Raw genomic sequence first — 13,301 nt, 5'->3', positions numbered from 1 at the left:
GCGGCGCCTGGAAAATCGCGCTCTTCCAGCCGGGCAGAGGATAAGAAATTCCCTGCGCTCCCCCAGCGATTGACCAAAAAGGAGCCGGCCTCGGACGTGCGCCCAGGGCCGGCTTCCTCGCGGTGGCTGTGTCAGTTCTGTGCCAGACCTATCGAGTGCGAACGGGGAGAATCGAGCGGCGAGCCTAGACCGGGAAGGGGCTAACTGGCTGGACTTCCTGCGATGCTGTCCAATGGTAGCCCATGGTCCCCACCAGAGATGGGTTCGATTAGTTCAGCTCGCTCCGGAACTTCAGGGTGCCGCACTTCTCGCAGCGCAGGGCGCTCTTCGCCTTGCCCTCCTCCGGGTAGTAGGTCACCCAGACCATCTTGGCCCCGTCCTGCGGGCACGGGTGGACCTTCTCCGGCTGGGCGATCTCCCGGGATGCAAGCTTGGCGGTCTTGACCTCAGCCTTTGCCATCGGACCCTCACCCCCTTTCGCGGCGGGCTATTGTCAGCCCAGCCGGGTATAAGCAAAAACCCGCCCAACATACGCCTGAGGCAGGGTGGTGTCAAGCGAAACCCGACCGATTGTACAGATGCGGGAGCTGGCCGCAGGATGCGGCCGAATTCAAGGGGTTACTTCCTGGGGGGAAGCGGCGAGGGGGCATTTCGGGACGGGACAGGAAGGGGAATCCTCAGGCGCTGCTTGCGGGCCCGGAGCCATGAAATAGCCGGGGTGATGGGGAGAGGACGTGCTAGAATGCCCCGGCCGGCCCGCCCGGGCCGGCCAATCCCAGACCCGAATTGGATCACGAAGGAGACGGCGGATGGCGACCGTGGAACTCCTGACCAGTAACCAGGCGGCTGGCCAGGCCGTGCGCCTGGCGCGCGTCCAGGTCATCCCGATCTACCCGATCACGCCCCAGTCGACGATGCTCGGGGAGATCGTCCGGGACATCCAGATGCGTCGCGTGACGTGCGAGTTCGTCAGCATGGAGTCGGACTACGCCGCGATGGCCGCGGCGATCGGGGCCTCCCTCGGGGGGACGCGGGTCTTCACGGCGACGAACTCCCAGGGGCTCCTCTTCATGGCGGAGCATCTGTACACCGCGTCGGGAAGCCGCTGTCCGATCGTCATGGCGGTCGTGAACCGGGGCATCTCGGTCCCCCACACCCGCTACGCCGACCACAACGACGCCCTCGGGGTGAGCCGGGCTGGATGGATCCAGGTCTTCTGCGAGGACGCCCAGGACGTGCTGGAGACCTGCCTGCAGCTCTACCGGGTCTGCGAAGACCGCCGGGTCCGCCTCCCCGGGATGTTCTGCTATGAGTCCTTCATCCACTCGAACACGGCCGAGGGGGTCGCCGTTCCGGACGCCGGGGCGGTGGAGCGCTGGCTGGGCCCCCCGCGGGTCGAGGCGTTGCTGGATCCTGCCGATCCCCGCGGGCTGAACCCCCCGACCCCGCCCGAGTGGTACACGGAGTTCAAGTACGCGGAGCACCTGGCCATGGCCCGCGCTCTCACCGTCCTCCCCGAGGTGGCCGCCAGCTACGCCGAGGCCTTCCAGACGAGGCCGCGGGCGCTCCTCACGTGCACGGCGGGGCCGAAGCGGTGTGTGGTGGTGACGATGGGCTCGATGGTCAAGGCGGCCCGCCGGGCCGTCAAGGAACTCCAGGCCGATGGGGTCCCGGCGGGCCTCTGCGCCGTGCGGGTCTACCGGCCGTTCCCAGTCGAGGCGCTCCGCGAGGCGGTGGGGGAGGCGGAGGTCGTGGTCGCGCTGGACCGCAACTGCGCTTCAGGAGCCCACGGCGCCCTCTACGAAGAAGTCCGCTCGGCCCTCTACGGGCTTCCCAAACCCCCGCGGGTCGTGGGCGTCATCGGCGGCCTGGCGGGGCGGGATGTGACGGTTTCCCACATCAAGGATCTCGTGCAGCGGGCGGCCCGGCGGAGCAGCCCCTTCGATGGCCCCGACGGAGCCGTCCACTGGCTCGGCCTGGTCCGGGAGCGGGTGCGGGACGAGTCCCCGCAGTTTCATCCGGCGGCGCGGACGTGAGGAAGGAGAGCACCATGCCGGCCCCTCCCCCGATTGCCACCGTCCCGAAGTCGGGCCGCTTCACCCTGCCGCCCGTCATGGTGGGGACCGCCTGCGAGGGATGCGGCGCGCTGCCGGCCGCGGACATCCTGGCCGAGACCCTCGGGTCGCGAATGGCCGTCCTCTGCCCGGCGAGCTGTGCCGCGACCTTCAGCCTCTCGTACACCAGCATGGCGTGGCAGGTTCCCTTCGTCCACTGGATCTTCGAGAGCGCCCCGGCCGCCGCGACCGGGCTCCGGCGCGCCTACGACGCGCGGGGGCTCAAGGACGTCCACGTGGTCTGCTTCGCCGGGGACTCGGGGACCGCGGACATCGGTTTCCAGGCCCTTTCGGGGGCCGCGAGCCGGAACGAGAACATCCTCTACATCTGCTACGACAACGAAGTCGCGATGAACACGCAGGGCCAGGCCACCTCGACCTCGACGGCCCTGGCCCGCACGCCGACGACCCCGGGCGGCGTCTCGACCCTCCGAAAGGACGTCCCGCGGATCATGGCAGCCCACGGGGTGCCCTACGTCGCGACCGCCGCCGTCTCCCACCCCGACGATTATCGGCGGAAGCTCCGCAGGGCCGCCCGGATCAGGGGGTTCCGGTACCTCCAGGTGCTGACCCCCTGCCCGATCGCCTGGGGCTACCCCCATCCCGACACCATCGACGTCACCAGGCTCGCGGTCGAGACCGGGCTCTGGATGCTCACCGAGGTGGACGGGGGGAAGCGGCGGGTGACCTACCGGCCGAAGCGCCGCCGCCCCATCCGGGCGTACCTCGCGCTGCAACGGCGGTTCGCGGGCCTGCGCCCCCGGGAGGTCCAGGGACTCCAGCGGCAGGTGGATGCCGCCTGGAGAGAGGCGCGATGAAGGAGCTCAGGTTCCACGGCCGGCGCGAACCCCGATACGACCGCGTCGCCCCGTTCGTCGCGGCTCCCCGGCTCCTCGCCGAAGCGGCCCTGCGGGAAGGCCACCACGTCCAGTTCCGTCCCCCCTGGCTCTTCCTGCGCGGCTTCACCCCGGAGGCGGCGCTCCTCCGGGTGGACCGGGAGCCGATCGAGACCTACCAGCAGGAGGCCTTCCTCGACGCGGTCGTGGTGACCGACCCGACCCTCCTCAGGCAGGTGGGCGTGGTGACGGGCCTGAAGCCGGGGGGCTTCGTCCTCGTCAACTCCGTGGGCCCGGTCACCCTGCCGGACAAGGCAAGGGTGATCACGCGGGACCTGAGCCGGATTGCGACGGCGCACAAGACCGAGCTGACGGCAGCCCTCGTCGGGGCCGTCATCGGCCTGACCTCCCTGGTCCGGCTGGAGACGGCCGAGCAACTCCTGAAGGGGGCGGAGGGAACGGACCGTGCGGTCCGCGCGGCCCTCGCCGCCCTGCACGCGGCCTTCGAGGCGGCGCGCGAGGCGTAGCGGCGGCGCGCGCCCCCCATCCAAGGCTCCTGGGACGACTCGCGAAAGGAGGAGAGCGCGATGAGACGGATCGGCGTCATCCTGGCAGTGGTGGCGGCGCTTGTTGCGGCGTTCCTCAGGCCGGGGGAGACCTGGGCGCAGCAGCCGATCGAGATCCGGTTCGGGCACGTCGGCTTCCCCAACTCCCTGTTCGACATCGTGGTCAACGAGTACGCGAAGCGGGTCAACGCGGCCCTGAAGGGGCGGGTGGAGATGAAGGTCTTCCACTCCAGCCAGCTCGGGACCGACGAGGCCATGGTGAAGGGGATCAAGGTCGGGGCGCTGGAGATGTTCCTCCCCTCCACGATCATGAGCACCGTCGAGCCGAAGTACGGCGTCTTCGAGATGCCGTACATCATCGTGAACCGGACCCACATGAAGCGGGTCGCCGGGGATGCGCGGGTCAAGGCGGCGCTCTTCGAGCCGGTGCCGGCCAAGGGGATGCGCCTCCTCGCCTATTGGGAGAACGGGTTCCGGCACGTGACCAACAATCTCCGGCCCGTCATGCAGCCCGAGGACCTCAAGGGGATCAAGCTCCGGATCCCGGGCGGAGTCTGGCGGGGGAAGATGTTCCGCGCCTACGGGGCCAACCCGTCCCCCATGCCCTTCGCCGAGGTCTATTCGGCCCTCCAGGCCGGCGTGATGGACGGGCAGGAGAACCCCTTCCCGCAGATCGCCTCGGCCAAGTTCCATGAGGTGCAGAAGTACCTCTCGCTCACCGGTCACGTCTACACGCCGGCCTACCCGGTCATCAGCGAGGCCTTCTGGGAGAAGCTCCCGCGGGACGTCCAGCAGACCCTCGAGCGGATTGCCGTCGAGGTCGGGGACTTCGCCCGGAGCGAGGGGGAGCGGTTGGATAAGGAGCTGGCAGCCAAGCTGACGACCGGCCAGATGAAGATGAACGAGGTGGACAAGGACGCTTTCATCAAGGCCTCCGGGGCTATCTATGACGAGTTCGCGAAGGACGTAGCGGGCGGCGGCGATCTTATCAAGCTGATTCAGTCTCTCCGGTAGCGTGCGGGCGGCGCCACCCCGGTCCCGGGCCGCCCCGGGCCGGGGTGGTCCGTTGTCTGGGAGGAGATGATGGGCACGGCGAGGAGACCGTCTCTCCTGGGGCGCTTCCTCCGGGGAATGATGACCCTGGTGGAGACCTGGGTGATGGGGCTCCTCGTTGCGATGGTGCTCGTGGTGACGCTCGGGGTCTTCTACCGGTATGTCCTGAACGCCTCGCTCATCTGGTACGACGAGTTCGCCTCCTACCTGCTGGTCTGGCTCACTTTCTATGGTGGGGTGGTGGCGGCCTACCGCCGGCGGCACATCGCCTTCGAGACCCTCGTGGAGCGCTTGGGTCCGGCGGGCCGCCGGAGCATGGCCATCGCGGCCGAGGGGTGCATCCTCGGCTTCCAGGGCATTCTCCTCTACTACGGGTGGGTGCTGGCCCGGGCGATTGGGGCGGAGACGGCGGTCTCCCTCGAGTGGGTGCGGATGGGCTGGATCTACAGCGTCCTGCCGATCAGCGGCGGCCTGATGCTCCTGATCAGCCTCGTGGATCTTGCCACGCTCCTGACGGGTGGGACACTCACACGGGAAGCAGCAGGCCTTGACGCGACGGAGTAGGCACAGGGCGGTCCAGTCCGTGGCGTCCCCCGGAGTCCGCTCCCCATGGAATGGCTGATCCTCGTCATCATCCTCGGCCTCACGGCGCTCGGCGTCCCCATCGGCTATGCGCTCGTGCTGAGCACCGCGGTCTTCCTCGTGGCCAAGGGGGCGGCCCCCCTCGCTGTCATCCCCCTCAACCTCTTCGCCGGTTCCTCCAGTTTCCCCCTCCTCGCCATCCCGCTCTTCATCCTGGCCGGGGGCCTGATGGAGACGAGCGGGATTTCGCTCCGGCTGGTCAATCTCGCCTCCTCCCTGGTGGGGCACATCCGGGGCGGCCTCGCGATGGTGACGATCCTCGCGACGATGATCCAGAGCGAGATCTCGGGCTCCTCGGTGGCCGACGCCGCCGCCATCGGGAAGGTCGTCATCCCGGCGATGGAGCGCCGGGGGTACCCGCGAGCCTTCAGCGCCGCCGTGGTCTCGAATGCGGCCAGCGCCGCCATCCTGATCCCGCCCAGCATCCCCATGATCATCTACGCCTGGATGGCGGAGGAGTCGGTGGCCAAGCTCTTCCTGGCCGGCTTTGCCCCCGGGTTTCTCGCGGGTGGGTGCATGATGCTCCTGTCCTACTACTACGCCCGGAAGTACCGCTTCCCGGTGGAGGAGGGTTTCTCGCTCCGCCGGGTGGGGACGGCCACCCTCGAATCCGGCTGGGCGCTCCTGATCCCTGTGGTGATCTGGGGGGGGATCCTCTTCGGGATCGCGACCGCCACGGAGGTCGCCGCCCTGGCGGCGGTCGCGGCCTTCCTCATCGGCGTCTTCATCTACCGGGAGGTCCCCCGGTCGCACCTGGCCGAGGTCATCCGGGAGTCGTCCCTCCAGACCGCTTCGGTGATGATGATCGTGGCGGCCTCCGCGGTCCTCGGCTGGTACCTGACCAATGAGCGCATCCCCCAGCAGTTCGCCCAGGCCATCCTGCAGACGACCTCCAACAAGTACCTGATCCTCCTGTTCCTGAACGTCTTCTTCCTGCTGGCCGGGATGTTCCTCCACAGTGCGGCCGCGATCATCCTCATCGTGCCGATCGTCATGCCCCTCATCCGGCAACTGGGGATTGACCCCATTCACTTCGGGATCATCGTCACCATCAACTTGGGGGTGGGGCAGCAGACCCCGCCGGTCGCCACGGTCCTGCTGACCACGTCGGCGATCGCCGGGCTGCCCTTCTGGGAGGTGTTCAAGGCCGGGTTCGCGTACACCCTGGTGCTGGTCTTCGTCACCCTCCTGGTCACCTACGTGCCATGGATCAGCCTCTTCATCCTCGATATCATCAAAATCTCCTGATCCCGGGGCTCGTGCTGCTCCTCGGGGCAATAGGGGCGCCCGCCGGCGCCTGCGGGGAGGGGGAGGCCCGCCGGATCTTCGATCGGGTGGCCGACCTGATGCACGTCCGGGTCGAGGCCGCCCGGCCCTGCCCGCAGATCGTCCTGCGGCAGGAGATCGCTCCGGAGCGGTTCTCCAGCCTCCTCGGCCTTGACACGAACGGTCGCGTCTTCCCGGCCTACATTCCTTCGGCGAACCTGATCGTGGTTGAGCCGGGGCGGCCCGACCTGCTGGCCCACGAGCTGGCGCACTACTTTCAGGTCGTCTACTGGGGAGTGACGGAAAACGATTCGCGCGATACGGTCGAGCGGCAGGCGACGGCCGTGGAGGCGATCGTCCGGGAGGAGGAGGCAGGACGGCCATGAGCCAGGATCTCCTGTTCGAGCGGCGCGACGGCGTCGCGACCGTGACCTTCAATCGGCCGCAGCAGCGCAACGCGATCCACTACGAGATGTGGCGGGAGCTCGCCCGCCTCATGGGGGTGTGCGGGAAGGACGAGGGGGTCCGGGTGGTGCTCTTCCGGGGCACGGGACAGGAGGCATTCTCCGCGGGGGCCGACATCGCCGAGTTCGACCGGTGGCGCAAGAACTCCACGGTGGCCCGGGAGTACTCGGTCGCGGTCGAGGCTGCCCTCGACGCGATCGCCGGGTTGCCGAAGCCCACCATCTCCCAGATCACCGGGTACTGCGTCGGCGGCGGGTGCGAACTCGCCACCGCGACCGACCTCCGGGTGGCGGCTGACAACAGCCGGTTCGGCATCCCGAGCGCCAAACTGGGGCTCCTGGTCGGGTACCGGGAGATGCGGCGGCTCGTCCACCTGGTCGGGCCCGGGGTCGCCATGGACATCCTGCTCACGGCCCGCCTCCTGGATGCCGAAGAGGCGCTGCGGGTGGGACTCATCTCGCGGCTCGTGCCCCTGGGCGACATCGAGGAGCGGGTCCGGACGCTGGCGAAAGAGGTGGCCGCCCTGGCGCCGCTCGCTCACCGGGGGCACAAGCGGATCCTCGAGACTGTCCTGGCCAACCCACGCCTGGAGGGGCTGAGCCCGGAGCAGGAGGGGCTCCCCCTCGCCTGCTACGACACCGCGGACTTCCAGGAGGGGCGTCTGGCGTTTCTGGAGAAGCGCCGGCCCGAGTTCAAGGGGCGCTGAGGGTGGGACGGGGCTCGGGAGGGGCCGATGGCGGCGGGTGAGGCGGGCGGACAGGTGGCGCGACCGCTCGAGGGCATGGTGGTCCTCGACGCCACGCAGATCATGGCGGGGCCCTTCTGCACCCTGCTCTTGGCGGACATGGGCGCCGACGTCATCAAGGTGGAGCGCCCCGACGGGGGGGACGACACGAGGCGGATGGGCCCCCCCTTCATCGCGGGGGAGTCGGCGGCCTTCCTGGCGATGAACCGGAACAAGCGGAGCCTCGCGCTCGACCTGAAGCGGGAGGAGGGCAAGGACCTGTTCCGCCGTCTCGCCCGCCGCGCCGACGTCCTGGTGGAGAATTTCCGCCCCGGGACGATGGAGAAGCTCGGCCTGGGGTACGAGGCGCTTCACGAAATCCACCCCGGGATCATCTACTGTTCGGTCTCGGGGTTCGGCCGGACGGGGCCCTACCGCCTGCGCGGGGGCTTCGACCTGGTGGCGCAGGGCATGAGCGGCCTCATCAGTTGCACGGGCCATCCCGGCGGGCCGCCGACCAAGGTGGGCGTGCCGATCTCGGACCTGAACGCGGGGATGTACGCGGCGTACGGGGTCCTGTGCGCATACATCCATCGGCTCCGGACCGGCCGCGGGCAATTGGTGGACACCTCGCTCCTCGAGGGGGCCATCGCCTACACCTTCTGGGAGTCGGCCATCTTCTTCGCCACGGGGGAGAATCCCGAGCCGATGGGCTCGGCCCACCGGCTGAACGCCCCCTACCAGGTCTTCCGGACGAAAGACGGCTCGCTCAGCGTGGGGGCCGCGACGCAGGGGACGTGGGAGATGCTCTGCCAGGCCATCGGTCGGCCCGACCTTTCCGCCGACCCGCGGTTCCGGGAGAACGCGGCGCGAATCGCCCACTACCAGGAGCTGGCCGCGATCCTGGAGGAGGTTTTTCAGCAAGACACGACGACGCACTGGCTGAGGAGGCTCGAGGAGGCGGGGGTCCCGGCCGGGCCGATCTACACCCTGGCCGAGGTGTATGCGGACCCGCACGTGCGGGCCCGGGAGATGGCGGTCGAGGTCGAGCACCCCGTGGCCGGCCGCGTCCAGAACATCGGGATCCCGGTCAAGCTGTCCGGCACCCCCGGCCGCATCGCCCGGCCGGCGCCGACCCTCGGCCAGCACACCGACGAGGTGCTCGCGTGGCTCGGCGTGGAGAAGGCCGCCATCGCCCGGCTTCGTGAGGCGGGCGTCGTCGCCTGAGGTTTCCTGTCCGTGCCTAGGTGTCCTTGAACAGCCGCGCCCCCGTCCGCACCGTCGTGCAGTGGATCTCCACGGTCTCATCGAGAGTGGCCGCGTAGCCCCCCGCCAGCGTCACCACCACCGGGATCCCCGCCCGCACGCAACCGGAAGTCACCAGGTGATCCCGGCGGGCGAGCCCGTCGCGGCTGAGCCCGAGCCTGCCTAGCCGATCCCCCCGGTACGGGTCGGCCCCCGACACGTAGAAGGCGAGGTCCGGGGCGAAGGCGGCGGCCGCGCGCAGCGGCCCGTCCAGGCGCTCGAGGTAGGCCTCGTCGCTCGTCCCATCCGGCAGGGGCTCGTCCCAGGAGCCCGGGACCTTCTGGAAGGGGTAGTTGCGGGCCCCGTGGATCGAGAAGGTGAAGATGGTCGGATCGCCCGCGAAGGCGGCGGCCGTCCCGTTGCCCTGGTGGGCGTCGGTGTCCAGGATCGCCGCCCGGCGGATGCGCCCTTCCGCCTGCAGCACGCGGATCGCCACGGCCACGTCGTTGAGAAGGCAGTAGCCCTCCCCGTGGTCCGGGAACGCGTGGTGGCTCCCGCCCGCCAGGTTCGCCGCGAGTCCTTCACGCAGGGCGATGCGGGCCGCCATCAGCGTTCCCTGCGCGGCATGCCGGGCGCGGGCGACGATGGCGGGCGACCAGGGAAACCCGGTCCGGACCTCCTCCTGCCGCGTCAGCCGGCCAGTGAGGAGTCGGTCCAGGTACTCCTGGGTGTGGACCAGGCCAAGGAGCTCAACGGGCACCTGCGCCGGCTGGATCAGGCGGCGTGGGGAGAGCGCCCCCTCGCTCAGCAGCCGTTCGCGAACCAGCCGGTACTTGGCCATCGGGAACGGATGCCGCTCCGGGAGGGTCACGGTGTAGGCCGGCGACGCGCAGGCGTACAGGATCATCTCCCCTTATCCCGGGCTCACTCGGGCGTTGGGTGGTGTTTAGCCTTTGACGGCGCCGGTGAGGCCGGTGACGTAGTGCTCGACGAAGAAGGAGTAGATGAGGGCGACCGGCACCGAGCCCAGCAGGGCGCCGGCCATCAGGGGGCCCCAGAAATAGACGTCGCCCCGGATGAGCTCGCTCACCACACCCACCGGCACGGTCTTCTGCTGGGGGGAGGAGAGGAAGACCAGGGCATAGATGAACTCGTTCCAGGAGAGGGTGAAGGCGAAGATCCCCGCGGAGAGAATCCCCGGGGTGGCGATGGGGAAGACGATCCGGATCATCGCCTGGAGTCGGGTGGCGCCGTCGATGCGGGCGCATTCCTCCAATTCTCTCGGGATGGTCTTGAAGTAGCCCATCAGAAGCCAGGTGCAGAACGGGATCAGGAAGGTCGGGGAGGTCAGGATGAGTGCCCAGGGGGAGTCCTGGAGGTGGAAGTTGCGGATCACGGCCGCCAGCGGGATGAAGAGGAGGGTGGGGGGCACGAGGTAGGAGACGAAGATCGAGGTCCCCAGGCTCCCGGCCATCGGGAACCGGAGGCGGGCCAGGGCGTATCCGGCCAGCAACCCGCAAAAGAGGGAGATGAGCGTCGACATGATGGCGATGAACATGGTGTTGTACAGCCACGTCCCGAAGACCGTGTTCGTGAACAGGTACACGAAGTGCTCGAGGGTCGGGTTCAGAGTCCAGAGGGGGGTGTTGGTAGCCGCCCGCCAGGAGCGGTAGAGTTCGTTGTCCGGGCGGAACGAAGTCACCAGCATCCAGTAGAAGGGGAAGAGGAGGCCGATGAGGTAGAAGGTGAGCGGGATGTAGAAGAAGGCCCACCGCTTCCACCGGGGGCCCCGGATCATGCCCATCCTCAGGCCCCCTCCACCCGGCGGATGTACCACAACTGGAGGATCACGATCACGAACAGGATGGGGAACATGGCAAGGGAGATGGCAGCCCCTTCGCCCAGGAGGCCGGTTGCCACCCCGATCTGGTAGGCGTAGGTGGCAAAGAGGTGGGTCGAGTTCGCCGGCCCGCCTCCGGTGAGCACATAGACCAACTGGAAGTCGGCAAAGGTCTGAATGACCGAGAAGAGCACCACCACCATCGTCACCGGCAGGAGGAGCGGCCAGGTGATGCGCCAGAAGCGCTGCCAGCCATTTGCCCCGTCCATCGCGGCTGCCTCGTGGAGTTCCGGGTTGACCGTCTGCAGGCCGGCGAGGAGCGTGATGGCAAAGAACGGCATGCCCCGCCACACGTTCACAATGATGACGGAGCCGAGGGCGAGGTTCGAGTCGCTGAGCCAGGGGATGCGCTGGGCGATGAGGCCGAAATAATACAGCGTCCAGTTGATCACGCTGAAGGTCGGGTCGAACATCCACTTCCAGGCGAAGGTCGAGAGCACGGTGGGAATGATAAACGGGAGGAGGATGGAGGCCCGGATCAGGCGCTTCCCCCGGAAGTGGTGGTTGAGGAGCAAGGCGAGGATCATGCCGAGGCCGAGCTTGAAGACCGTCGCGACCGCCGTGTAGATGACCGTGTTCTGGGCGGCTTTCTGGAAGATCGAATCGTTCCACACCTTCACGAAGTTCTCGGCCCCGATGAAGACCCCGGGGTTTCCCACCGTGGCGCTGGAAACGGAGAGCCAGATCCCCTTCGCAAAGGGATACGCGATGAACAGACCGAGGATGACGAGAGTCGGGGAGAGGAGGAGGGCCGCCAGGAACTGCTCGTGCTCCAGGAGGCGGCGGAACGCACCTGGCCGGACGGCAGGCAGGCGCGTCACAATGTCCTCCCGCGCCGGCGCGTCCGCCATCCTGCCGGGGATGATGCCCGAGCCCTGTTGCTGACCTTCTCCCGGGTTCACCCCGTTCCACCCATAAACAGGGCCGCGCGGCCGGGCGTCCGGCCGCGCGGCCCGATCCGAGCGTTTAGCCGTAGATCTTCCTCAGTTCGCCCTCAGCCCACTTGGCCACGTCCTCGGCCTTCATCCCCTGCGCGGCCTTGGCGTACATGTCCACGATGATGTACTTTGTGTACACCTCGGTGGCTTTGGCCGTCGCCGGCCCCGCGTACCCGAACATCCGGGCCTGGCGGGCGGCCGCCTGGTATACCCGCAGCGGCTTGTCCACCTTGCCCCACATCGGGTGGTCTTCCCAGGCCTTGGTCGCGCCGACGCTGTAGGCCCCGTTGGCTTCGAACCACTTCTCGTAGTTTGCCTTCTGGTGGTGCCACTTCAGGAACTCTTTCGCCAGCTTCTGATTCTTCGAGTACTTCATCACGCCGTGCTGGAACGGGACGTAGAGCGCGAACCGGCCGGCCGGCCCCCCGGGCAGCGGCGCCCCGTGCTCGATGTCGAGGTAGAGGGGCTGGCCCTTGTCGTCCTTGATCTTGTCCTGCTGCCTCTTCGCCACGACGTAGATCGAGGCCCCATTGAGCGTGGCGCTGATCTCGCCGGCGTGGAAGGCCCGGTTGTTGTTCGTGTCGTCCCAGGCGAGCCCGCCCTCGTCGCAGGCGTCCTTCCAGAAGGCCTGAAAGAACTTCAGGGACTCGATGGTCCCCTTGGAGTTGATGGCGACCTTCTTGCCGCTGGGGTCGGTCTCGGCGCCGCCGAAGCTCCACAGCAGCGGGTAGCAGAAGGTGGGAGGGTCGCCGAAACTGTGCCCGAGCGCCTGGCCGATAGGCCTCCCTTTTGCCTTCAGCTTCTTGCCGACCTGGCGCCACTCGTCCCAGGTCTTGGGGAACTCCTTGACCCCGATCTCCTCGTGCCAGGACCGCCGGTAGGCTACGGTGTTGCCGATGACCCCGTGCGGGACGCCCAGCCACTTGCCTCCGACCTTGGCGGTGGAGTTAAAGATGTCGTAGTAGCCGCCCTGCGCCTTCCCGATCGGCTCGGCCACGTCGGACACGTCCACCAGGGCGCTGGCGTACAGGTGCGGCCAGTTCCACAGGAGCTGGATGATGTCCGCGCCGGCCTTGGACTCGATGGCGGCCGTGGTCCGGGCCTGGAGGTCGTTCACGTTGATGAACTCGATCGTGACCTCCGCCCCAAGGGCCTTGCTGGCCAGGGGGGCCTGGCGCTTCAGCTCCGCGTCCGCCTCGGGGATGAAATCGACCCACCGGAGGACGTGCAGCTTCGCGCCCTGGGCGAAGGCGGGCGCGCGCCGCGCCTCGAGGATCCCGGCCAGGCCCCCCGCCGTCAGGGCTGCCCCGGTCGCTTTCAGGAAAGTCCGGCGGCCTACGGATTTCTTCCCCATTCGCGTTTCCTCCTCATCTGGCTTCTTCATCGTTGCCCCTCCTTCTCCCTTGCTCCGTAATGTCACGTACGCCCACTCCCCCACCGGAGGATCGGCGATCCCCGCGGTGGGCGACGGAGGGGCTCCGGCAATGGAGGCCCCGAGATCGCGTGTCCAAACGAGGTGACCCGGTCCTGCCTAAGCCTGCGTGAGAATGGC

Annotated in this window: 14 protein-coding genes; 9 read left to right on the top strand and 5 right to left on the bottom strand. The window is 68.3% G+C overall.

All coding sequences use genetic code 11. From position 1 onward, the window contains the following. Positions 1-268: 268 nt before the first annotated feature. The gene (locus tag VGT06_07585) at positions 269-460 is read right to left on the bottom strand and encodes a hypothetical protein (GenBank protein HEV8662982.1); all 192 of its coding nucleotides are present in this window, start codon (positions 458-460) and stop codon (positions 269-271) included. A gap of 349 nt (positions 461-809) precedes the next feature. On the opposite strand from VGT06_07585, the gene VGT06_07580 reads away from it, so the two are divergent. From VGT06_07580 to VGT06_07540, 9 genes are all read left to right on the top strand, one after another. Then, on the top strand, positions 810-2,036 hold the full coding sequence (locus tag VGT06_07580; GenBank protein ID HEV8662981.1) for a transketolase C-terminal domain-containing protein: 1,227 nt from the start codon (positions 810-812) through the stop codon (positions 2,034-2,036). 14 nt (positions 2,037-2,050) lie between these two features. Continuing rightward, positions 2,051-2,932, top strand: coding sequence for a thiamine pyrophosphate-dependent enzyme (locus VGT06_07575; protein ID HEV8662980.1), 882 nt, complete (start codon positions 2,051-2,053; stop codon positions 2,930-2,932). Then, a complete protein-coding gene (locus VGT06_07570; protein HEV8662979.1) occupies positions 2,929-3,477 on the top strand; it encodes a 2-oxoacid:acceptor oxidoreductase family protein in 549 nt (182 codons plus the stop codon). The genes VGT06_07575 and VGT06_07570 overlap by 4 nt, the downstream gene beginning before the upstream one ends. Before the next feature lie 60 nt (positions 3,478-3,537). Then, a complete protein-coding gene (locus tag VGT06_07565) occupies positions 3,538-4,530 on the top strand; it encodes a TRAP transporter substrate-binding protein (protein ID HEV8662978.1) in 993 nt (330 codons plus the stop codon). 69 nt (positions 4,531-4,599) lie between these two features. Further along, positions 4,600-5,133 carry a TRAP transporter small permease gene (locus VGT06_07560; protein HEV8662977.1) on the top strand — a complete coding sequence of 178 codons (534 nt, stop codon included), beginning with the start codon at positions 4,600-4,602 and terminating at the stop codon, positions 5,131-5,133. Between the two features lie 45 nt (positions 5,134-5,178). Then, positions 5,179-6,459: a TRAP transporter large permease gene (locus VGT06_07555; GenBank protein ID HEV8662976.1), complete on the top strand. Its 1,281-nt coding sequence runs from the start codon at positions 5,179-5,181 to the stop codon at positions 6,457-6,459. Beyond that, positions 6,417-6,863: a hypothetical protein gene (locus VGT06_07550; protein HEV8662975.1), complete on the top strand. Its 447-nt coding sequence runs from the start codon at positions 6,417-6,419 to the stop codon at positions 6,861-6,863. The genes VGT06_07555 and VGT06_07550 overlap by 43 nt, the downstream gene beginning before the upstream one ends. Beyond that, positions 6,860-7,648, top strand: coding sequence for an enoyl-CoA hydratase-related protein (locus VGT06_07545; protein ID HEV8662974.1), 789 nt, complete (start codon positions 6,860-6,862; stop codon positions 7,646-7,648). The genes VGT06_07550 and VGT06_07545 overlap by 4 nt, the downstream gene beginning before the upstream one ends. A 27-nt stretch (positions 7,649-7,675) precedes the next feature. Beyond that, a complete protein-coding gene (locus VGT06_07540) occupies positions 7,676-8,893 on the top strand; it encodes a CoA transferase (GenBank protein ID HEV8662973.1) in 1,218 nt (405 codons plus the stop codon). A gap of 16 nt (positions 8,894-8,909) precedes the next feature. Here VGT06_07540 and VGT06_07535 read toward each other — a convergent pair whose 3' ends face one another. The 4 genes from VGT06_07535 to VGT06_07520 form a co-directional block, all read right to left on the bottom strand. Further along, positions 8,910-9,818 carry a histone deacetylase gene (locus VGT06_07535; GenBank protein ID HEV8662972.1) on the bottom strand — a complete coding sequence of 303 codons (909 nt, stop codon included), beginning with the start codon at positions 9,816-9,818 and terminating at the stop codon, positions 8,910-8,912. A gap of 39 nt (positions 9,819-9,857) precedes the next feature. Continuing rightward, positions 9,858-10,709, bottom strand: coding sequence for a carbohydrate ABC transporter permease (locus VGT06_07530; protein HEV8662971.1), 852 nt, complete (start codon positions 10,707-10,709; stop codon positions 9,858-9,860). Positions 10,710-10,717: 8 nt separating this feature from the next. Next, positions 10,718-11,662, bottom strand: a complete 945-nt coding sequence (locus VGT06_07525) for a sugar ABC transporter permease (GenBank protein HEV8662970.1) — start codon at positions 11,660-11,662, stop codon at positions 10,718-10,720. 115 nt (positions 11,663-11,777) lie between these two features. Beyond that, positions 11,778-13,133, bottom strand: a complete 1,356-nt coding sequence (locus VGT06_07520) for an extracellular solute-binding protein (GenBank protein ID HEV8662969.1) — start codon at positions 13,131-13,133, stop codon at positions 11,778-11,780. Positions 13,134-13,301: the final 168 nt, after the last annotated feature.

The sequence above is a fragment of the Candidatus Methylomirabilis sp. genome (assembly GCA_036000645.1).
GTDB lineage: Bacteria > Methylomirabilota > Methylomirabilia > Methylomirabilales > JACPAU01 > JACPAU01.
Note: the sequence above shows the minus strand (reverse complement) of the source record. Positions and strands in the feature narration are given on the sequence as shown.